The sequence below is a fragment of the Pseudomonas sp. IT-P100 genome (assembly GCF_949767185.1).
GTDB lineage: Bacteria > Pseudomonadota > Gammaproteobacteria > Pseudomonadales > Pseudomonadaceae > Aquipseudomonas > Aquipseudomonas fluorescens_B.
The window spans coordinates 63,383-85,240 of sequence record NZ_CATKQK010000015.1; the positions used below are offsets into that span (position 1 = coordinate 63,383).

The 21,858-nt window shown below is 60.5% G+C and carries 14 protein-coding genes; 6 read left to right on the top strand and 8 right to left on the bottom strand.

Translation table 11 applies throughout. The annotated features are described in order from the left end of the window. The first annotated feature begins 7 nt into the window (after nucleotides 1-7). Nucleotides 8-898: a DUF5677 domain-containing protein gene (locus ACM6IQ_RS14800; RefSeq protein WP_414879174.1), complete on the top strand. Its 891-nt coding sequence runs from the start codon at nucleotides 8-10 to the stop codon at nucleotides 896-898. Between the two features lie 124 nt (nucleotides 899-1,022). Here the strand turns inward: ACM6IQ_RS14800 and ACM6IQ_RS14805 are convergent, their stop codons facing one another. The 5 genes from ACM6IQ_RS14805 to pvdM form a co-directional block, all read right to left on the bottom strand. Continuing rightward, nucleotides 1,023-3,440, bottom strand: coding sequence for a TonB-dependent siderophore receptor (locus tag ACM6IQ_RS14805; protein WP_017337600.1), 2,418 nt, complete (start codon nucleotides 3,438-3,440; stop codon nucleotides 1,023-1,025). A 124-nt stretch (nucleotides 3,441-3,564) separates the two neighbouring features. After that, the gene (locus ACM6IQ_RS14810; RefSeq protein WP_414879175.1) at nucleotides 3,565-5,226 is read right to left on the bottom strand and encodes a cyclic peptide export ABC transporter; all 1,662 of its coding nucleotides are present in this window, start codon (nucleotides 5,224-5,226) and stop codon (nucleotides 3,565-3,567) included. Nucleotides 5,227-5,328: 102 nt separating this feature from the next. After that, nucleotides 5,329-6,234 (bottom strand): formylglycine-generating enzyme family protein, encoded by a 906-nt coding sequence (locus ACM6IQ_RS14815; protein ID WP_414879176.1) that lies wholly within the window; start codon nucleotides 6,232-6,234, stop codon nucleotides 5,329-5,331. A gap of 29 nt (nucleotides 6,235-6,263) precedes the next feature. After that, on the bottom strand, nucleotides 6,264-7,544 hold the full coding sequence (locus ACM6IQ_RS14820) for an aminotransferase class V-fold PLP-dependent enzyme (protein ID WP_414879177.1): 1,281 nt from the start codon (nucleotides 7,542-7,544) through the stop codon (nucleotides 6,264-6,266). Nucleotides 7,545-7,573: 29 nt separating this feature from the next. After that, a complete protein-coding gene (pvdM, locus tag ACM6IQ_RS14825; protein WP_414879178.1) occupies nucleotides 7,574-8,923 on the bottom strand; it encodes a pyoverdine-tailoring dipeptidase-like protein PvdM in 1,350 nt (449 codons plus the stop codon). Between the two features lie 251 nt (nucleotides 8,924-9,174). Here pvdM and ACM6IQ_RS14830 point away from each other — a divergent pair, with 251 nt between their 5' ends. After that, nucleotides 9,175-10,803: a PvdJ/PvdD/PvdP-like protein gene (locus tag ACM6IQ_RS14830; RefSeq protein WP_414879179.1), complete on the top strand. Its 1,629-nt coding sequence runs from the start codon at nucleotides 9,175-9,177 to the stop codon at nucleotides 10,801-10,803. A 46-nt stretch (nucleotides 10,804-10,849) separates the two neighbouring features. On the opposite strand, the gene ACM6IQ_RS14835 is transcribed toward ACM6IQ_RS14830, so the two are convergent. The 3 genes from ACM6IQ_RS14835 to ACM6IQ_RS14845 are packed head-to-tail and all read right to left on the bottom strand — an operon-like array spanning nucleotide 10,850 to nucleotide 15,398. Beyond that, entirely contained in the window at nucleotides 10,850-12,244 is a 1,395-nt protein-coding gene (locus tag ACM6IQ_RS14835) for an efflux transporter outer membrane subunit (protein ID WP_414879180.1), read from the bottom strand. A gap of 7 nt (nucleotides 12,245-12,251) precedes the next feature. Then, nucleotides 12,252-14,225 (bottom strand): MacB family efflux pump subunit, encoded by a 1,974-nt coding sequence (locus ACM6IQ_RS14840; protein WP_414879181.1) that lies wholly within the window; start codon nucleotides 14,223-14,225, stop codon nucleotides 12,252-12,254. Beyond that, entirely contained in the window at nucleotides 14,226-15,398 is a 1,173-nt protein-coding gene (locus ACM6IQ_RS14845; protein ID WP_414879182.1) for an efflux RND transporter periplasmic adaptor subunit, read from the bottom strand. Nucleotides 15,399-15,858: 460 nt separating this feature from the next. On the opposite strand from ACM6IQ_RS14845, the gene ACM6IQ_RS14850 reads away from it, so the two are divergent. The 4 genes from ACM6IQ_RS14850 (at nucleotide 15,859) to ACM6IQ_RS14865 (ending at nucleotide 21,809) form a co-directional block, all read left to right on the top strand. Next, a complete protein-coding gene (locus ACM6IQ_RS14850; protein WP_017337609.1) occupies nucleotides 15,859-16,338 on the top strand; it encodes a sigma-70 family RNA polymerase sigma factor in 480 nt (159 codons plus the stop codon). A 130-nt stretch (nucleotides 16,339-16,468) separates the two neighbouring features. Further along, nucleotides 16,469-17,806 carry a lysine N(6)-hydroxylase/L-ornithine N(5)-oxygenase family protein gene (locus ACM6IQ_RS14855; RefSeq protein WP_017337610.1) on the top strand — a complete coding sequence of 446 codons (1,338 nt, stop codon included), beginning with the start codon at nucleotides 16,469-16,471 and terminating at the stop codon, nucleotides 17,804-17,806. Nucleotides 17,807-18,328: 522 nt separating this feature from the next. Further along, a complete protein-coding gene (gene mgtA / locus ACM6IQ_RS14860; RefSeq protein ID WP_414879183.1) occupies nucleotides 18,329-21,031 on the top strand; it encodes a magnesium-translocating P-type ATPase in 2,703 nt (900 codons plus the stop codon). A 364-nt stretch (nucleotides 21,032-21,395) separates the two neighbouring features. Further along, entirely contained in the window at nucleotides 21,396-21,809 is a 414-nt protein-coding gene (locus tag ACM6IQ_RS14865) for a chemotaxis protein CheY (RefSeq protein ID WP_017337613.1), read from the top strand. The last annotated feature ends 49 nt before the right edge of the window (nucleotides 21,810-21,858 follow it).

Genomic DNA, 21,858 nt, shown 5'->3' on the forward strand with positions numbered 1-21,858 from the left:
ATTAATGATGAATGAAGAACAAACCTTTATCGAGCACCTGCAAAAATTTTCAGAAGAACATCTTGAACATAAAAAGCACCTTGAAAACCTGGGAGTGTACTTCAATGAAGTTACAGGTAGTGTCGAGGATTTACATGTGGGACATGATAATCCGCTTCCATTCCTGATTAAAATTCAGGCGCAAAGCCTTCTGGAGATTTTAGAAGACCTTAATAGCAGCCTAATATCGTCGTTGTCGAAAGGCTTATATTCTTCAGTGGAAGCCTTGTCCAGGGTTGCTATCGAAAACGCAATAAATGTCATGTATATCTGTGGCGAGGACGATACGTTCAGAGCCAAATCCCTGCTAAAAAGTTATGTGACATCTTCTCGGGAAAGAGGAGAGAAATGGCTTAAGTATTCAGTTATTGAGAGGGATAGCGTTGCCGAAGACCGGGCAAACACTTTTCTCGAAACGCTAAAGACAGCCAAAACCTTTCTGACGTTCTTCAACGACCCGAATGTGAAAGGGTGGCCCGACGCGCGTGCTCGCTTCAGAGCTGTCGGAATCGAAAATCTTTATCATGTGTTATTCGCACCTTCGTCTAATGCCGTGCACGGGTTTTCTGAAGATGTTTACAATCTTACGTACGTTGAGTTTGTGCCAGTTCAATTCAGGCAGAAAATGTTTAACAGTTACAACGCTGAAAAAACATCGTTTGCCTATTATTTGGCTACAAACGCGATTCTTCTTTATTGTGAGGCAGTGTTCAAATTGTCATTGAAAATGGAGAACGAAGACGTGGCGGGAAAACTTTTTGATGTTCGAGAGAAATTGTTCAAACTAATCAGCGAGCATGAAGACCTGACTGCTGCTTACTACGGAAAGATAGATAAAAACGCTCCAGCAACAAATTGATTGCCGTCGAAAGAAAAACACTTCCCTCCACCAGGATTTATCCCGCTCCAACACATCCAACCCCAAAAACAAAACCGGGTCGCAAGCGGCCCGGTGGTATGTAGCTTTTTGACGATCCCGAAACTCAGTACTGAGCCCGCAACGTCAGGGTCAAATTCCGCGGATCCCCATAGAAGTTAGTCCCCCACGACCCATCCACGCGATCATAGTACTTGCGATCAAACAGGTTGTTGCCAGTCAGTGTCGCCGACAGGTTCTCGTTGAACTTGTAGCCCACCTGCGCGGTGGCAATGCCGTAGCCACTTTGTTCGAAGCGCACATCACGCTGGTACCAGGTCTTGCTGACCACGCGCACGCCGCCGCCGACGCTGAAGTCTTTGAGCGCGCCATCGGTGAAGTCGTATTTGGTCCACAGGTTGAAGTTGTGTTTAGGCGTGATGGTGCTGAAGGTGTTGCCTTCGGTGGCGTCGTCAGATTTCACCAATTTGGTGCTGGTGAAGGCGTAGCCGGTGACGATGCTCCAGTTGTCGGTCAGGTTACCGCTCAACTCGGTTTCCCAGCCCTGGCTGCGTGCCTTGCCTTGTGCTTCGTTTCCACCTGTATCGGCGTTGAACTCGGCGCGGTTTTCATCGTAGATGCGGAACATCGCGATGCTGGCGTTCAGGCGGCCGTCGTAGAATTCGCGCTTGAGGCCGATTTCATATTGCTTGCCTTTTCGCGGTCCGATGGGCGTGTTGTCGCTGCCGAGTTCGCTTTGTGGCTTGAACACACCGGTGTAGCTGGCGTAGGCCGACAGTTCCGGGGTCAGCTTGGCGATGATGGCGCCGTACGGCACGACCTTGCGGTTGATGCTGGTGTGGGCCTCGCCGAAATTGTTGAAGAAGGCATTGGCGTTCTTGGCGTCGCTTTCGTACCAGGTCACGCGGCTGCCACCGATCACGTCGAGCCAGTCGGTGACGTTGAACTTGGCGCGGGTGTAGAGGCCGTACTGGTCGGATTTGGACCAGTTACCGTTGACCCGCTCATAGTCGTTCTTGGGAATATCGATACTGCCCGGGTTGTAGACGTTGATCGGGAAGTACTCGCCGCCACCGTATTCGAAGTCTTTGTCCAAGTGCTGATACTCGGCGCCCACGGTGAACTCGTGCTGGCGATCAGCAAACTCGAATGGCGTGGTCACGAAGCTGTCGACGCCGATGGTCTTGATGTGGGTGTAGTAGTCGTACGCCACGGCCGAGCTATCACCCGTAGCCGGATCGACCGTACCGTCTGCCCAGGTGAAGTTTCGCTGCGGCGTTTCAGCGTCGCGGTAGGTGACGGTGGTCTTGAACTGACCGCCGTTGTCCAGCGCATGATCGACCTCGGCGAAGGATTCCCAGACTTTCTCGTTCAGGGTGTTCCACTTGGCATCGACGAAGGTCGAGCGCGACACGTCCAGCAACTTGCCGTCGGCAAAGGCTGGCAAACCGAACGCTGGCGTGGAGTGGTTTTGCTGGTAGGCGCCGCCGACCGACAGGGTAGTGGACGGGTCGAGGTCGAATTCCAGGCGACCATAGACCATCGGGCGTTCGTTCTGGGCGGAGTCGACGAAGGATTTGTTGTTCTCGTAAGCGGTGATGAAGCGACCGCGCACGGTGCCCTGATCGTTCAACGGGCCGGTGACGTCCACCATGGAGCGGTAGTGGTCATAGGAACCTGCGCCCAGTTCGCCGCCGAGGGCGAATTTGTTCAGGGCGCGCTTGCGCACCACGTTGATGGTGCCGCCGGGTTCGCCAGCGCCTTGATACAGGCCCGACGGGCCACGCAGCACTTCGACGCGGTCGTACATGGCGAGGTCGAAGCTGGTGCCCATGTCGCCCTGGCCGGTCGGTTGCGACACGCCGTCAACCTGCACCTGGTCGACGAGGAAGCCGCGCATGTAGACGTCGTTCAGGCTGGAACCGGAGTTGTACGTCTTGATGGTGACACCGGTGACCTGGCGCATCGCGTCTTGCAGGCTGTTCATGTTCTGGTCGTCCATGCGCTGGCGCGTGACGACGGACACCGACTGGGGGATGTCCTTGAGCTTGATATTGCCCTTGCCGATGCTGACTTCATCGGACGTGTAGGAATGCGTGCCTTCAGTCGTCGGCCCCGGTGCCACGCCGGAAATCGCGGTCGCGCCCAGTTGCAGCGCGCTGGAGTTTCCCGCAATTGGAACCAGCGAGACAGTGTTGCCAGTCAGTTGAAACGTAATGCCGCTCCCCAGCAGCAATGTGTTCAATGCCTGTTCCGGCTCCAGATTGCCGGAGACCGCCGTCGATTTGAGGCCGTTGACCATGTCCTGGCTGTACAGGATTTGCAGGTCGGTCTGTTGACCCAGTTGCTGCAGGGCGCTGGCCAGCGACTGCGAAGGAACGTTGACGTTCACCGGCGCTGCCTGGACTTCAGACGTGCCCAGCAGCAACAGGGTCAGCAACGCACCCGGTACGACTGTTCGGAATTTCTTTTGCGACGCGATGGCCATTGCCAATGGCGCGCGGGACAGGGTAGGGCTTTGCATTGCTCAAATCGCTCCTGAGGTGTGCAGTTTTTTAGTTAATGATAATTATTATTAGACGCGTCGCCGCGGTGAAACCGGAAAACAAACTCCGAAAAATCGTCGGGCGATGCGATTTCAGCCGAACTCAGGCGGTTGCCCGCTCCGTCACCACGCGGCCCGACTCCATGCGCACCAGCTGATCGGCCATGTCGAAATAGCGATCGTCGTGGGAGATGACGATGATGGTTTTGCCCAGGCGCTTGAGGTCCGGAAGCAGCTCTGTGTAGAAGATCCGGCGGAAGGTCGGGTCCTGGTCGGCCGCCCATTCGTCGAACACCAGCACCGGCCGTTCCTCCAGCCAGGCATTCACCAGCGCCAGGCGTTTACGCTGGCCGGTGGACAGGTCGGTGGTGGTGAAACTGCCGTCCTTGACGCTGACCTTGTGCGCGATTTCCAGACGTTGCAGGTAGGTGTTGGCGTCTTCGGGGATGTGCTGGTCGCCCTGCACCACGTCATCGAACAGGTAGTAGTCGGCAAAAATCGTGGTGAACAATTGGCGGTAGTCGTCACGGTTCTGCGCGTCGATGCTGTCGCCGTTGAGCAGGATGGCGCCCTGTTGCGGCGCATACAGGCCGAGCAGCAATTTGATCAGCGTGGTCTTGCCGCAGCCGTTTTCGCCGACGATGAAAATGATGTCGCCCTGTTCGATGGTCAGGTTCACCGGCCCGAGGCGGAACGCTTCGCTGCCTGGTGCGGCGGGGAAGGCATAGCTGACGTTGTCCAGTTGCAGGCTGTTGACCACGGCAGGTTTCTTGCCGGTATCGTTGAGCAGCAGGTGCGGTTCGGGCGAAGAGAACTGGTTCGACAGTTCGGCGATGCGGCGGAAGGCAATCCGCGCCCGGCTGACCACCGGCAAGGTGCCCACCAGATGCTCGATCGGGCCTTTCATGTACAGCAGCACCAGGACGAAGCCGCTCATCACCGACTTGTCGGCGCTCGGCCAGAACGATTGCAGGGCCAGCGCCAGGCCGATGACCACGAAGAACAGCATCGACCCCAGCGTCTTGGCGATCACGAAGGTATTGATCGAGCGCACTTGGGTGTTGCAGATGAAGTCGGCCGTGCCCTGGATACCCGAGGTGAACATGCGCTGGCGGCGCGGACGGTGAATGCGCAGTTCCTTGGCGCCGCCGGCGATGGCGTTGTAGTGCTTTTGCAATTCGTCTTCGGCGTCGCGGGCGGCCATGAAGCCTTTGATGCCCTTGCCCTGTGCGTAGAACTGGATGCCGGTGCCGATGGCAATCGCCAGCACCATCATCAGGAACATCGGCCACGACAGCAGCGCCAGGTAGCCCATGCAACCGAGGGTTACGGTCAGGGAAATGGCCAGCGGCGCGAAGGCGAAGGCGAAGTCGCTGATGGTGTCGACGTCATGGGTCAGCACCGGGATCAAGCGGTGGCTGCGATAGCGTTCGATCTGTTCGATGGGGGCCGATAGAACCTTTTCCCCCAGCTCTTTGCGCAGCTTGGCAATGATGTGCTGGCCGACATAGTTGGTGCCGATGTCCGAGCAGATCGAACTCGCCAGGGCCAGCAGGCAAAGGCCGCCGAACAGCGCAACCACGCTTTGGGTCAGGCCGCTTTGCGAATGCAGCGCGTTGTTGATCGTGGCCAGCAGCACCGTCACGCTCAGACCGCCCACCATGCCCAGAATGATCGACAGGCTGACCACCAGCCGGAACGGTTTCAGGAGGGTGAACAATTCATGAATTGCACCGCGCGCAGGCTGGGTCTTGAGGAAATGCATTTGAGGACGGTCCCTTGGGTCGTGAGGCATACCCAGTAGAACGTGTGGTCAGGCGTTTAATTTAGACGGCCGCCGACTGGCGGCGGCCGTAGGGGGAGGGGCTCAGCCTTTGGACGGCAGCTCGCGCACCACACGGAAACCGATCCAGTCGCCACGGGTTTGCGGGTAGATGTTGTTGCGGTTGCCGGAACGCGAGAACACCGGCGCTTCGCCCCAGTCGTTGCCGCGAATCTGCAGGGCTTCGCAGTTGGGTTCGACCCACGCGCTGCCATCGGTGGGGGCGCCGACGTAATCGCTGTGTTCGCAGTCGGCGATCCACTCGTAGACGTTGCCGTGCATGTCGTACAGGCCGAAGGCGTTGGGTGGGAAGCTGCCGGCCGGGGAGGTGTAGCTGTAGCCGTCGGTTGGCCCGTAAGTATTGGCATGGGTGGCGATGCTGTACTCGGTGCCTTCGTCGAACGGGAACGGGAACGGCCCCGTTGAACCGGCTCGGGCGGCGTACTCGCGCTGGGCCTCGCTGACGATGTGGTAATGCTGGCCGGTCTTGAGCGACAGCCACGCGACATACGCGCTGACCTCGGCGAAGTTCATGCACACCGCCGGCTGACGCGGGCCCTGTGGATAACGTGGCTTGCTGTTGATGCACTCGCGGCCGGGGCGGGTGTCGCCATCGGGAAGGGTGATCCCGGTTTCCTTCATGTATTGGTCCCATTCACCGGCGGTGATCTGGTAACGGCTCATGGCGAACGGCTTGGCGAACGTCACTTCATGCATCGGGCCTTCATCGGGCTCGCGACCGACTTCACCTTCCGGCGTGCCCATGGTGAAGGTGCCGGCAGGCAGCACCACCATTTCCGGGCAGTTGCGGCAGTCCTTGAACACTGTGCCCGGCAGCGGCGCAGTGGAAGCCAGGGCTGCGCCGGGCAACGCGGTGCCGAGCAATGCCAGCAGGGTCAGCGCCCGCCATTGCGGGCTCGGCGCTCCGAGTCTGTGCAGGATGTTTTTCATAAGCATTCTCGCTAAAGGAAATCGGTGTTTCAGAGTGTGCTGGCCAACAGCGCCATGACGCGGTCGATGTGCGCCTCGGTGTTGAGCAGGCCCGGGGACAGACGAATGATCGGGCCGACATCGCGGTCGACGGCGTCGCAGACCACGCGCTGGTCCATCAGGAAGTTGGCGACTTCCTCGCAGTCGCGGTTCTTGATCCGGAAGAACGTGAAGCCGGCGGAATACTCGGGCGACAGCGGCGTGACGAGCTCCACCGACGAATGTTCCTGCAAGCGCCTTTTTAGGTAGCTGTTGATCTCGTGAATGCGCGCCTGAACCTCGGCCTTGCCCAGGTCCAGATGCAATTTGAACGCTTCGGTCAGCGCCCAGCGGTGTTCAAACGAGTGATAGCCGCCGTAGGTCATCACGGTCGAAAACGTGGTGGCTTCCGAGAACGTCGGGATGGTCGGCGTGATGTCCTTCATCTCGTCCGAGCGCGCGCAAATGATCCCGGTGCCCCGTGGGCCGAACATCCATTTGTGGGTGCCGGCGATGAAGTAGTCGCAATGCATGTCCGGGAAATCGAGGTTTTCCACGCCGAAACCGTGGACGCCATCGACCACATAAAGGATGCGATCCTTTTCCTCACGGTCGCGGTTTTTCTCGGCGACCAGTTTGCCGATCTCGCCGATGGGCAGCTTCACACCGCTGCCGGAGTGCACCCAGGTCATGCCGAGCACGCGGGTTTCGGGGCGGATGTTGCGGGCAATCGAAGCCAATATTTCGTCGGTCGAAACCTTGGACGGGTCTTCGAACAATTTGATTTTGCGAACCTGGGTGCCGTCCTTTTGTGTGCGGAATTCAAACACGCTGTTGGCGGCGTAGTGCTCATGTTCGCTGGTCAGGATTTCCTGATCCGGGCGCACATGGATGCCGGCGTAAATCATTGCCAGACCTTCGGTGGTGCTGCCGGTCAGGGCGATCTGCGACGGCTTGGTTTTCAGGTAACGGCCGGCCCACACGCGGACTTCTTCTTCGCGGCGTTCGGTCTCACCGCGATGCCAGTCCATCGCCAGGCCCGGGTTACGGTCGAGGTTGGCGCGGTGCATCTCGATCGCCTCGCGCACCGGCCGGGGGTGTGAGGTCACCAGAAAGTTGGCGAAGTGCAGGTAATCGGGGTCCTGGTCGAACAGCTGACGGAACTGCGCCCATTTGTCTTTGGGCAGCGGCGCCGGCATGGCGGCCAGCGCGGGCAGGCTGACGGCGGAGCTCAGGGGGATGCCGGCCGCGATAACGCCAGCCTGCTTGAGGAAGGTACGACGGTTGGTCATGAATTCGGTTCGCTTGGCAAAGGTGAATGTCAGTGTTTGGCGACAGGCCGGGAAGACTTCTGCACCTGGTCCCAGACCCGCAGGAAATTGCCGCCCCAGAGCTTGGCAATGTCGGCCTCGCTGTAGCCGCGACTGATCAACTCGGCGGTCACGTTGCGTGCCTCGCTCACGTCTTTCCAGCCGTTCAGGCCGCCACCGTCGTTGAAGTCGGAGCTGATGCCGACGTGATCGATGCCGATTTTCTTTACCGCATAGTCGATGGCGTCGCCGTAATCCTTGAGCATGGCCTTGGGTTCTTCATCGATGATGCCGTAGAGCTGACTGGCGTATTCGCCGAAACGCTGTTCCGACCACACGGTGATCACCGGGTCGCCCGGCATCAGCGCCATCTCCAGGCCTTGCAGCGGTTGCAGGTCGAAACGGGCGCGCAGGGCGTTGAGTTTGTCTTGAGTGTCTTGGCTCAACGGCTTGATGTAGGTCGGGAAGCCGACGATCTGCACCACGCCGCCGCTGTTCTTGATCAGCTGCATTTCCTGGTCGCTGAGGTTGCGCGGGATGTCCACCAGCGCCCGTGGCGCCGAGTGCGAGGCGACCATCGGCGCGCGGCTCAATTGACTGACTTGCTCAAGCGCTTTGGTCGACATTTGCGACACGTCGATGATCACGCCGAGGTCGTTCAGGCGATGCACCGCTTGCTTGCCCAGCGCCGACAAACCGCCCAGGGCGTCACGGGAATCATTGAAAAACGGTAGCGGCCGGGACGAATCGGCCCAGGCGTTATTGCCCACGTAACTGAAGCCGAACATGCGCATCCCGCGGGCGGCCCACTTGTCCAGCGCGTCGACGTCGTTGCCCAGCGGGTAGGCGTTGAGCATGCTAATGAACACGGCGAACTTGCCCTCGCCGTGCAGGCGCCGGAAATCGTCCGGGGTGTAGGCGATGGCGACCTGATTGGGGAAGTCGCGCACCAGGGTGTTGATGATTTTGTAGCGGGTTTCCTGCTCGTGACGGGCTTCGTCGATGAACCCGGCCGTTGGACGATGCGGGGCGTTATCGCCGTTCCAGATTTCCGGCCAGCCGAAAATGGTCAGCGCCGCGCCTGACAGGCGACCACGTGCGGCCTTGACCAGGTCGAACTGGCCGCTGCCGTCCTTGTCGGCCTCGTTTTCGGCGGTGCCGAAATCCATCGGGACGGTGATGTGGCTGTCGAACGAGAGGATGCGCTCTTGCAGTTCATCGGCCTGTTTCATTACCGCGACCGGGTAGCCGGGGTTGTCGTTGAGCCAATAGTCCCAGGCCGCAAATCCTGCCGCGCCGGCGATGGCCAGCGCCAGGGGCAGGCCAATGAAAAGAGCCTTTTTCGAACGAGGTTTTGTCATTGCCATCTCAGTCAGGTTCGCCGTCGAGGGTGCAGGCGCGGAGCCTTTGCTATCTGGGAAGAACGAGTGGCCAAGGCCAGAATTTAGTCGTTTGTGCGAGCGTCATCGCGAGCAGGCTCGCTCCCACACTGATTGAGTGAACGCAAGATCACCTGTGGGAGCGAGGCAGCTCGCGATGCTTCTAAATTTGTCGGGGCAACAAACGTTCTAGCTTGGATAAAGCCTGCTCCATGGCTGACACAGGTAGGGCAATGACGATTTCTCGACGATGGTTCCTGGCGGGTCTGGCACTGACCGGCGCCGCCATGCCTGCGGCGTATTACGGGCATCGCGAACTGACAAAACCGGACCCGACGATTACCCCCGGCGAAGCGTCATTCGACGTCGCGGATGTGGCCGGGCAGCGGTTGGCCAACTCGCTGCAGGGTGTCTGGAACATTCGTTTCGAAGGCCGTGACGCCGGCCTCGATGGGTTGCCTCGCGAGGGGCTGCAGGTGTTGCTCGATATCGGCCACAAGGGCCGTGGGCTCAATGGCTTTCTCGATACCTTTGATGCGCTGCGCGGCGAACCGACACCGCGCTATCGCGTCCTCGGCGATCTGGCCGGCCCGAACACCACCGAGTTGAGCTGGCGCCTGATCGATAGCCGATCCCCGACGGGGACGCCGGACTATGAATTCACCTTCACGCTGGACGAAGTCTGGGCCGCGTTCGGCAATGCCGGCAGCGGCACATTGAGTGGGCGTGTGCTGCGTCTGGATCGTCCGCTGGCCTTGACCGCTCAGGACAATCGCTTCGTCGCGGTCAAACAAGTGTTCCCTGAGGCGCGCGAACGCACAGGCCTGGGTCCGGCGTTGCTGGCGTGGCTGATTTCGCCCGAGCACCGCTTGTTTCACCAGCTCTGGCACGCTTCGCGAGACAAATGGCACACCTTGCCCGAGGACAAACGCAACGCCTTGCGTGGTATCGGCTGGCAGCCGGGGCGGCGGGACAAGGAGCGCGATGCGCGGGGGCCGCGCAAGGACCGCAATGGCTCGGGCATCGACTTTTTCTTCATGCACCGGCATATGCTCGGCACCGCGCGCTCCTTGCAGGACCTGCCATCCTGGCAGCAGTTTCCGTTGCCGCAACCGGAGTTGGTGCGTGATCGCCAGGGTTTTGCCCGTTACTTCGACAACCACGACGGCACCGCGCTGCCACCGGCCTGGCGCGCCGCCGACGATGATGAATACTCGCAGTGGGTCGCCGATCTCAAGACGGCCGAGACCTATCACAGCAATTTTCAGGTCTGGGAATCGCGCTACCGTGACCCGCGTTACTTGTCGAAACTGACCTTGGGGCAGTTCGGTTCCGAGGTCGAACTGGGCCTGCATGACTGGTTGCACATGCGCTGGGCATCGGTGCCTCGCGACCCGTCCAACGGCCAACCTGTGCCGTTCGCGCGGGACACCGCAGACTTTTCCGCCCGCTGGTTCGCGGCGGAAAACGATTTTCTTGGCGACCCGTTTTCATCCCATGTGAACCCGGTGTTCTGGCATTTCCACGGCTGGATCGACGACCGTCTCGAGGACTGGTTCCGGGCGCATGAGCGCTTTCATCCGGGGGAGGTCAGTCGGCTGGAGGTCAATGGCGTGGCGTGGTTCGCCCCCGGTCGCTGGGTCGAAATCGACGATCCGTGGCTTGGCCCGAGCACCCACGGTTGCAACACCACGCCGGGGTTGAAGGTGGGCAAGTCGGTGGAAATGGACCCGGAAACCATGAAGCTGGCGCTGCGGATTACCTTTGGCGAAGACGAGAAGAAGCTGGAGGATCTGTTTAGAAAGGTGCCGCAACGGCCGTGGTATGCGCGAAACCTGAAGGCCAAGCCGATGACCAGTTAAGCCAGAGATACCGCGTTATCGTTCAATCGCGAGCAGGCGCTGCAATTCACAAAACCTGCCACCCACCCCCAAGCGCCTTGTACAACGCAATACTCGCCTGCAACCTCGACAACCGCAGTTGCACATTCAAATCCTGCGCCGCATACAACGTGCGCTGCGTCTCCAGCACCGTCAGCAAATCCTCGGCCCCGGCCTGATAGCGGCTTTGCGCAATGTCGAACGCCCTTTGTGCCTGGCTCAACTCTTCACTTTGCCATTGGCGCTGGGCATCCAGTCCGCGGATACCGGTCAGGGCTTTTTCCACGTCGGCAAAGCCGTTGATGATCGCGCCACGGTAGGTTTCCAGCAGTTCTTCCTGGCGCGCCGTGGCTTTGTCGCGTTCGGCGCCGAGGCGGCCATTGTTGAAAATCGGCGCGACCAATCCGGCGGTGAGGTTGTAGAACGGGCTGCGCAGCACATCGTTGAAGGTGTCGGCGCCAGAGCCGATCTGGGCGCTCAATGTCACCGTGGGCAGCATTTTTGCCCGGGCCACGGTCACGTCGGCCCGGGCCGCCGCCAACTGCGCCTCGGCACGGGCAATGTCCGGGCGCCGATTGAGCAAGTCGCTGGGCACGCCCGCGCCGATGGCCGGCCAACTGAGCTGTTCGAAGCGCTGATCGTCGAGCTTCAACTCCTGAGCCGGACGGCCGAGGAGGGCAGCGAGGGTGATCCGCGCTTCGTCGGCTTGTTGCTGCACCAGCGGCAACTGCCGTTGTTGCGCGGCCACCAGGCTCTTTTGCTGGGCCAGCTCCAGGGCGGTGGCCGAGCCTGAGTCGAAGCGGGTTTGTACCAGGCTCAACACCTTTTGCGCATTCGCCAGATTGAGCTGCGCGATACGGTGCTGCTCTTGCAGCGACAGGGCTTGCGCATAGGTGCTGGCGACCGCGCTGAGCAGCGTCAATTCCACCGTGTCGCGATCGAACTCACTGGCCCGCAGGCCGAATTGCGCACTGTCGCGGGAGGCGCGCTGGCCGCCCCAGAAATCGATTTCATAACTGGCGCTGAGGCTGGCGTCGAAGTAATCCACCGCCTTGTTGCTGTCGTCGGCATCCAGTTGGCTATAGCCGTTGCCGCGCATCAGCTTCTGGCGATTGGCGTTCATCGCTGACTTCACTTCCGGCAGCAGCGAGCCGCCCGCAATCACTGTCGTCGCCCGGGCCTGACGAACCCGCGCCAGTGCCGCCGCCAGGTCATAGCTGCCGACGCGGGCCTGTTCGATCAGTTGATCGAGCTGCGGGCTGCCAAAGTACGTCCACCACCGGGCGTTGCTCAACACAGCGTTTTCACGGTGCGCCGACTGCCAGGCGGGCGGCGCCTGCAGGCCACTGTCCTGACGCGGGTCCGGGCTGGCGCACGCGCTGAGCAACACGCAGAGGGTCAACAGGCTGAGTGGCGCTTTCATAGATCGATCATTCACTGGTAAGGGCCGTGACCGGGTCGAGCCGGGCAGCTTTGCGGGCCGGCATGAAGCCGAAGACAACACCGGTGACCAGGGCGCAGCCGAAGGCACCGAGTACCGCTATCAAGGAGAACGCGACCGCGACTTCGCTGAGGATCAGCACACCGCCGACGATCAGCGCCAGGGCAATCCCGGCGAGGCCGCCAACCACCGAGAGCATCACCGCTTCGGTGAGGAACTGCCGCAGGATGTCGCGTTGCCGGGCGCCGGTGGCCATGCGGATGCCGATCTCGCGGGTACGTTCGCGCACGGTCATGAGCATGATGTTCATCACGCCAATCCCGCCCACCAACAGCGAAATCGCGGCGATCGAACCGAGCATCAGCGACAGGGTATTTTGTGTACGTGCTTCGGCCTGGATCATCGCCGCGTTGTTGGTCAGCTCGAAATCCTTTTTGCCGTCGTGCAGACGCAACATCAGCTGCTCGATGGCCATTTCTGTTTCGTTGACCTTGCGTGCATCAGCTGCCGCGATGGCCACGTATTCCGGATTGTGAGTGCCGAACAACCGGACGCTGGCGGCGGAATACGGGATGGCGATGCGGTCGTCGCTGTCGGTGTCGCCGGAGCTGGCGCCTTTTTCCGCAAGCACGCCGACCACCTGGAACGGCACGTTTTCGATCAGGATGTATTGGCCGATCGGGTTGGCCACGTCCTTGAGCAATTTGGTCCGCACCTTGTGGCCGATCACCGCGACAGCCGCTGCGTTGCGTTCATCTTCCTGGGTGAAATAACTGCCTTCCACCACGGGCCAGTTGAAGATCGCCGGAAAGTGGGTGTCGTTGCCGCCAACGTAGCTCAAGTGATCGAGGTTGCCGAAACGCACCCCGGCTTCCTCGCCGTTGACCGGCATGATGCGCGTCACCTGCGGCAGGCTGCCCACCGCCGCGACGTCATCGAGGGTGATGATGCCCGGCGGCGTTCGCGGGTTCGGGGCCGAGCCGCTGAGGTAAATGATGTTCGAGCCGAACGCGCCCATTTGCGCCATCACCTGACGCTTGCTGCCTTCACCGACGGCCAGCATCACCACCACCGACGCGACGCCGATGATGATCCCGAGCAGCGTCAGGGCGGTGCGAAACCTGTTGATCCACATCACCCGCCACGCGGCGTGCACCGCGTCCACCAATTCGCCTTTCCAGGCACCGGTGGCTTCAGCGCCTTCGCTCAGGCGCTTGCGCAGATCGACCGCTTGCAGGGCGCCGGGGTTGGCGGAGGTTTGTACGTCGGGGTTGTCGTGCGCGCTGTCGCTGATGATCAGCCCGTCGCGGATTTCGATGATGCGTTTGGCCCGGGCCGCGACTTCGCGGTCGTGGGTGATGAGGATGACCACGTGGCCCTGGCTCGCCAGTTCATCAAGCAGCGTCATGACCTCGGCGCCGCTGTGGCTGTCGAGGGCGCCGGTGGGTTCGTCGGCGAGGATGATGTGCCCGCCGTTCATCAAGGCGCGGGCGATGGAGACGCGTTGCTGTTGGCCGCCGGAGAGTTGATGCGGGCGGTTGCCGGTACGCGAGGCGAGGCCGAGGCGGTCGAGCAGGGCGGCGGCGCGGGCATGGCGTTCGGCGGCCGGGGTGCCTGCGTAGATCGCTGGCATCTCGACGTTTTCCTGGGCCGAGCCGGACGGGATCAGGTGATAGCCCTGGAACACAAAGCCAAAGGCTTCGCGACGCAGCCAGGCCAGTTCGTCGCTGTCGAGTGCGGCGACGTTTTCCCCGGCGAAGCGGTATTCGCCCGAAGTCGGGCGGTCGAGGCAGCCGAGGATGTTCATCAGCGTCGACTTGCCGGAGCCGGACGCGCCGACAATCGCGACGAATTCACCGGCATGGATCGACAGGTCGATGCCGCGCAACACGTGAACCTGCGGTGAATCGCCGCCGCCGTAGGATTTGCGGATGTCCTGCAGGTCGATCAGGGGCGTCAGCATTCAGCCGCCACTCCCGTCGGCCGGACCGATCAACAGGTGATCGCCTTCCTGCAAGCCGTCGAGGATCTGCACCCGCAGGCGATCGCTGATGCCGGTGCGCACGTCACGTTGCTCGATGCGGCCGTTCTTGGCGACGACCCGGGCGGTCTGGAGGTCCGGTTGCGTGCCGCCTTGCAGCGCGGCGATGGGGGCGGTGAGCACGTCTTTCGCCTGGTTGGAAACGAAGAATACCTGGGTGGTCATTTCCGCCATCAGCGCGTTATCGGCGTTGTCGACATCGAGCAGTACGGTGTACAGCACCACGCGGGCGCTGCCGCTTTTGCTCGAACTGGCCGGGCTGCCGCCGCCCTGGCTGGTCTGGTCCAGAGGCTTGGGCGGCACCGGCAGAATCTGCCGCACGGTGCTGCTCCAGCGACGCTTGCCGCCGCTGAGGGTGGTGAACCAGGCGGACATGCCGGGTTTGACGTGACCGATGTCGGCTTCCGAGACCTCAGCCCAGACCGTCATCGGCGACAACCTGGCGATGCGCAGAATCAACGGTGTTTGCTGTTGCGCATTCAGGGTCTGGCCGACCCGGGCATCGAGTGCGACCACGGTGCCGGACATCGGTGCGTAAATGCGCGTGTAGCCGAGTTCGGCCTGATCACTGCGCAAGCTGGCCTGGGCCTGGCGAATCTGCGCCTGGAACATGTCGATGCGTGCCTGGGTGGCGCGCAGTTCAGCCTGGGCGGTTTGCACGTCTTCTTCGCGGGTGGCACCGCCGGCCTTGAGGTTCTGCTGGCGCTGGAATTTTTGCCGGGCCAGTGCGTGTTGCGCCCGTTGTTCCTCGAGTTGCGCCTTGAGGTTTTCAATCGAGAAACGCCCGGCGTCGAGTTTGGCCTGCTGCGTGGACGGGTCGATTTCCACCAGCAGCTGGCCTTCCTTGATCACGTCACCGACTTCCACGTGGATTTTCTGGATCTGCCCGGACGCCTGTGCACCGACGTCGACGTAGCGTCGAGGTTGCAGGGTGCCGAGGGCCGTGACACTGCTTTCGATGTCGCCGCGGCTGACTTGCACCGTGGCGAATTTGTCTCGACCGGGCGGGATGACCTGCCAGGCAGCCACGGCGATAACGGGGATCAGACAAAGTGCTACAAGCAGGGCGCGTCGGGTCTGTCGGGGACGTTTCATGCAGGGTTCCGGCAATGGAAATAGGCCCTTCGCTCAGCCTGCGCACGAAATGTGGCAACAGGTGAACGCTGTCGGGAGGCCGACAGAGACGGGGAGCTGTCCGTTAAACGAGAAAAGGGGCGGGGAATTTAGGCCTCGACACAAGCCGACACAAACACATTGAGGGCATGTGGCGAGGGGATTTATCCCCGTTCGGCTACGAAGCAGTCGTAAATGCATTTTAACTTTGAAATGCCGGGGCCGCTCCGCAGCCCAACGGGGATAAATCCCCTCGCCACACAGGCTCTCTCCCACAAGACCAAGACTATTTGTCGGGCAAGCTGAAGCAATACTTTAAATCTATATGAGAATTACTATAAATTACACACTCGAATTGCCACTATCGTGCCACTGCCCATTTTCGGCGGTCGATGCGGTGGCTCAAGGATAGAAACCGCACCCATGCGGCCGGGAGTCATGGTTGGAAAACTACTATCGCGAGCTGGTGTGCTTCCTGAACGCCAAGCTGGGCAACCGTCAGGTGGCCGAAGATGTGGTGCATGACGCTTATGTGCGGGTTCTGGAACGTTCCAGCGACACGCCGATCGAGCAGCCCCGGGCATTCCTGTATCGCACCGCGCTCAATCTGGTGATCGACGACCATCGGCGCAATGCCTTGCGTCAGGTCGAGTCGCTGGAGGTGCTCGACAATGAAGAGCGCTACTTCACCCCGTCCCCCCACAACTGCCTTGATCATGGCCAGCGCCTGGAGATGCTCCAGCGTGCGTTGGCGGAATTGCCACGGCTGTGCCGCGAGAGTTTCCTGCTGCGCAAGATCGATGGCTTGTCGCACCCGGAAATCGCCGAACACCTCGGCATTTCCCGCGCGTTGGTGGAAAAGCACATCGTCAATGCAATGAAGCATTGCCGGGTGCGGATGCGGCAATGGGATGCCCACTGAGCGTTTGTTGTTAAATTTTATTTCATTGTCCTCGTTCCTACTCAACAGACGACCTGCTGTGCTCCCAAGGATAGCCAGGTCACTTAGGCTTCCTCCCCGTGTTGAGGGGTTCATCCAGAGGACACTGGAAATGACACAGGCAATTGCATCGCCCATCGTTCACGACCTGATCGGCGTCGGTTTCGGCCCTTCGAACCTGGCGCTGGCCATCGCTCTGCAAGAGCGCGGGCCGAGTCAGGGCGAGCTGGATGTTCTGTTTCTCGACAAACAGGCGGACTATCGCTGGCACGGCAATACCCTGGTGACCCAGAGCGAGTTGCAGATTTCCTTCCTCAAGGACCTGGTGACCCTGCGCAACCCGACCAGCCCCTATTCCTTCGTCAACTACCTCAAGCACCACGGTCGTCTGGTGGACTTCATCAACCTAGGCACCTTCTATCCGTGCCGCATGGAGTACAACGACTACCTGTGCTGGGTCGCCGGGCAATTTGCCGAACAGAGCCGCTACGGCGAAGAAGTGCTGACCATCGAGCCGGTGTTGCACAACCAGCAGGTCGAAGCGTTGCGGGTGATCTCCCGCGATACCCAGGGTCAGCAACACGTGCGCACCACCCGTTCGGTGGTGGTGAGCGCCGGTGGCACACCGCGTATTCCCGAAGCGTTCAAGGCGTTGAAGGATGACGGTCGGGTGTTCCATCACTCGCAGTACCTGGCGCAGATGGCCAGGCAACCGTGCGTGAACAATCAGCCGATGAGCATCGCGATCATCGGCGGCGGGCAGAGCGCGGCGGAAGCCTTCATCGATCTGAACGACAGCTTCCCGTCGGTGCAGGTGGACATGATCCTGCGCGGCTCGGCGCTGAAGCCGGCGGACGACAGCCCGTTCGTCAACGAAGTGTTCTCGCCGGAGTTCACCGACCTGGTGTTCCAGCAGGCGAGCAGCGAGCGTGAGCGGCTGGTCAACGAGTACCACAACACCAACTATTCGGTGGTGGACATCGACCTGATCGAACGCATCTACGGCATCTTCTATCGCCAGAAAGTCTCGGGCATTGCCCGTCATGCCTTCCGCACCCTGACCACTATCGAAAAAGCCACCGCCACCGAGCGCGGCATTGAACTGGCCGTGCGTAACAACGCGACCGGCGAAGTCACGGTCCGTCATTACGACGCTGTGGTTCTGGCCACCGGGTATGAGCGTCAGATGCACCGCAAACTGCTGGCGCCGCTGGAAGAATACCTGGGGGATTTCGAAGTGGATCGCAACTACAAACTGATCACCGACGAGCGCTGCAAGGCCGGTATCTACATGCAGGGCTTCTGTCAGGCGAGCCACGGGTTGAGCGACACCTTGCTGTCGATCCTGCCGATCCGGGCGGATGAGATTGCCGGGTCGTTGTATGAACATGGCAAGAGCCGTGGGCAGGGCCGGTCGGTGATGGATTTGTTATTGGCGACTGCCAGCTAAGATTTTCGGCGCTTTTGAGGACGCCATCGCGAGCAGGCTCGCTCCCACATTTGATCTCTGTTTTACACAAATTTTGTGTTCACTGAAGATCCACTGTGGGAGCGAGCCTGCTCGCGATGGCGTCCTCAAGGGCATCACATATCTTGAATCCTGAACCCTCCCTGAAGAACCCCGCAATTCCCCCCACGACTGGCCAATCCTTCGTTTACTCTCCAAAAAACGGGGCGTAAGCTTCGCGCGTTTTCATCAATAACGGAGACCCACAGTGGGTACTTGTTCGAGTGACAGTAGTCGGCCGGTTCCAATAACCGGCAGATCCTCGGCAAGATAACGCGCCACTTTTTGTGCCGTTGTCTCGCCGACAAAGCGAGCAGCGGCATCCCGATCGCGGCCAGTCCTGGTCCGTGTCCCGACGTCCTCTCATCGACGCTGAACCGTGCGTGATGTTCGACTTGTTGTCGTCATCGCGGCGCACCGACACGCCTGCTGGAAGGTTTCCCGGCTGACCCTGGGGGAACTGCCATGAACCTGACCCTGCTCAAGGAATTCTTCGCCGGATTCCTGCGCACCCGCCACATCGCCCGACACTTCCGTCGCCTGGCGCTGCTGGAAAACTTCACCGACACCACGGTCAGCCGCGAGATGCCTCCGACCCTGGCGCAAACCCTGGTGAGCGCCGCCAACAGCGACACCGGGCAACTGCTGGACAACCTCAACAGCCACAGCGACGGCCTGAGCGAAGCCGAGGCCGATGCACTGCGCGTGCAATTCGGCCTCAACGAAGTCGAGCACGAACAACCGCTGCCGTGGTGGGTTCACCTGTGGCACTGCTACAAAAACCCGTTCAACCTGCTGCTGACATTGCTCGCGGTCATCTCCTGGCTGACCGAGGACATGAAAGCCGCCGTCGTGATTTTCTCGATGGTGGTGCTCTCGACCTTGCTGCGCTTCTGGCAGGAAACCAAATCCAACCAGGCGGCCGACGCACTCAAGGCGATGGTCAGCAACACGGCCACGGTGATGCGTCGGGATGCATTGCGCACCGAAGTGCCGATCAAACTGCTGGTGCCGGGGGATCTGGTTGTACTCTCGGCCGGCGACATGATTCCCGCCGATTGCCGCGTGCTCAACGCCAAGGACCTGTTCGTCAGCCAGGCGGCCATGACCGGCGAATCGATGCCGGTGGAAAAATTCCCACGCCAGCAGGACAGCGACACGAGCAATCCGCTGGACCTCGACAACATCCTGTTCATGGGCACTAACGTGGTGTCCGGCACCGCGATGGCGGTGATTCTGACCACCGGCAACAGCACCTATTTCGGTGCACTGGCCCAGCGGGTCGGTGCCACCAACCGCGTGCCGACGTCGTTCCAGACCGGGGTCAACAAAGTCAGCTGGCTGCTGATCCGCTTCATGTTCGTCATGGCGCCGCTGGTGTTGTTCATCAACGGTTTCACCAAGGGCGACTGGACCGAAGCGCTGCTGTTCGCGCTGTCGATTGCCGTGGGCCTGACCCCGGAAATGCTGCCGATGATTGTCACCTCGACCCTGGCCAAAGGCGCGGTATTCCTGTCGCGCAAAAAAGTCATCGTCAAACGCCTCGACGCGATCCAGAACTTCGGCGCCATGGATGTGTTGTGCACTGACAAAACCGGCACCCTGACCCAGGACAAAATTTTTCTGGCGCGCAACGTCGATGTCTGGGGTAACGATTCCGATGACGTGCTGGAAATGGCCTACCTCAACAGCTACTACCAGACCGGCCTGAAAAACCTGCTGGACGTGGCGGTGCTCGAACACGTCGAGGTCCACCGTGAACTGAAAGTCGGGACGGCGTTTCGCAAGGTCGACGAGATCCCGTTCGACTTCACCCGCCGGCGCATGTCGGTGGTGGTCGCCGAGCGCGATCACTCGCACCTGCTGATCTGCAAAGGGGCGGTGGAAGAGGTGCTGGCGGTGTGCACCCGAGTGCGGCACGGCGAGGTCGATGAAGCGCTGACCGATGACCTGTTGGCGCGGATTCGTCAGGTCACCGCTGCATTCAACGCCGAAGGACTGCGGGTGGTGGCGGTCGCCGCGCGGCCAATGATCGAGGGGCGCGACACCTACAGCCTGGCGGATGAGCAGGCCCTGACGCTGATCGGCTACGTGGCGTTTCTCGACCCACCGAAGGAAAGCACCGCGCCGGCCCTGAAAGCATTGGCGGCGCATGGCGTGGCGGTGAAAGTGCTGACTGGCGACAACGAACTGGTCACCGCGAAGATCTGCCGCGAAGTCGGCCTGGAACAGCAAGGCCTGCTGATGGGCAACGACATCGAGCGCATGACGGACGCCGAACTGGCCGTGGCGGTGGAGACCACCAACGTCTTCGCCAAACTGACGCCAACGCACAAGGAACGCATCGTCCGTCTGCTCAAAGGCAACGGCCATGTGGTCGGGTTCATGGGCGACGGCATCAATGATGCGCCGGCCTTGCGCACCGCCGACATCGGTATATCGGTGGACAGCGCCGTGGACATCGCCAAGGAAGCGGCCGACATCATCCTGCTGGAGAAAAGCCTGATGGTGCTGGAGGAGGGCGTGCTGGAAGGGCGCCGTACCTTCGCCAACATGCTCAAGTACATCAAAATGACGGCGAGCTCGAATTTCGGCAACGTGTTCTCGGTGCTGGTGGCCAGCGCGTTCATCCCGTTCCTGCCGATGCTGCCGATGCACCTGCTGGTGCAAAACCTGCTCTACGACATTTCGCAGATCGCCATCCCGTTCGATAACGTCGATGAAGAAATGCTCAAGCAACCCCAGCGCTGGCAACCGGCGGATGTCGGGTGTTTCATGTTGTTCTTCGGGCCGATCAGTTCGATCTTCGACATCACCACGTTTGCCTTGATGTGGTACGTGTTCGACGCCAATACCCCGGACCATCAAACCCTGTTCCAGTCCGGCTGGTTCGTGGTCGGGTTGCTGACGCAGACGCTGATCGTGCACATGATCCGCACGCCGAAGATCCCGTTCCTGCAAAGCCGCGCGGCCATGCCGCTGATGGTGATGACCGGGATCATCATGGCCGTGGGGATTTTCCTGCCGATGGGGCCTTTGGCGCACTACTTCAAATTGCAGGCGCTGCCGTCGCTGTACTTTGTGTTCCTGCCGGTGATCCTGCTGGCATACATGGCGCTGACCCAGGCGGTGAAGGGGTTCTATATCCGCCGGTTTGGCTGGCAGTAAACACGACAAAACCTTGTGGCGAGGGAGCTTGCTCCCGCTGGGCTGCGAAGCGGCCCCAAAAAAACCGGCAGCGCTGAAAGATCGCAGCAACCTGTTTTACGACTGCTGCGCAGTCGAGCGGGAGCAAGCTCCCTCGCCACAGGGGGGGCCATGTGACTCAAGGATTTTCTGATCCAAGCACTCAACAACATCAACCTGGCCAACATTTTACTGCCGCCGATCGTCAATAGGCGTTCTGAAGCCCGACTTTATTTCCCACTACCGGATGTGGCGCCCGTTATTTAGGAATAGTCCTACAGAAAACTCCTTGGCTCTTCCGTAGCCTTGCGGCCTCACGAATCTGAAACCCTCCTGGGGGCCCCGGTTGCCTAACAAAGCGTTACGTATCCTGATTGCCGACGAGCAGCATTTCCAGCGGATGAGAATCGAGCGCCTGTTCAACCGGCTCGATTACTACCGCGTGGCGCCGGTGCGAGACCTGGCGGAATTGCTGACGCTGGTCGAATACGGGAGCGAGCCTTTTGATCTGGTGGTCATCAATGCCTCGCTGGCGGGTGAAGCGTTCGACCTGCCTGGTTTTGTCCTCGATAACCCACAGGTTCGCCACGCATTGATCTATGACGGCGAGCAGGTGAAGTTGCCGTCGATCCCTGCGTGCGTGCAGCAGAAGGTACAGGTGAGCCTCGCCGCGCTGCCTGATCTGGCATGCATTCAGCGGTTGATGGCAACAGTTGATCCACGATTACCGTTCGTCGGCACTGTCATTTCTGTCAGGTAGTCTGGCGCGGATTTCCATGCAAGAGTCTTCGCGCAGCCCTACGTACTGC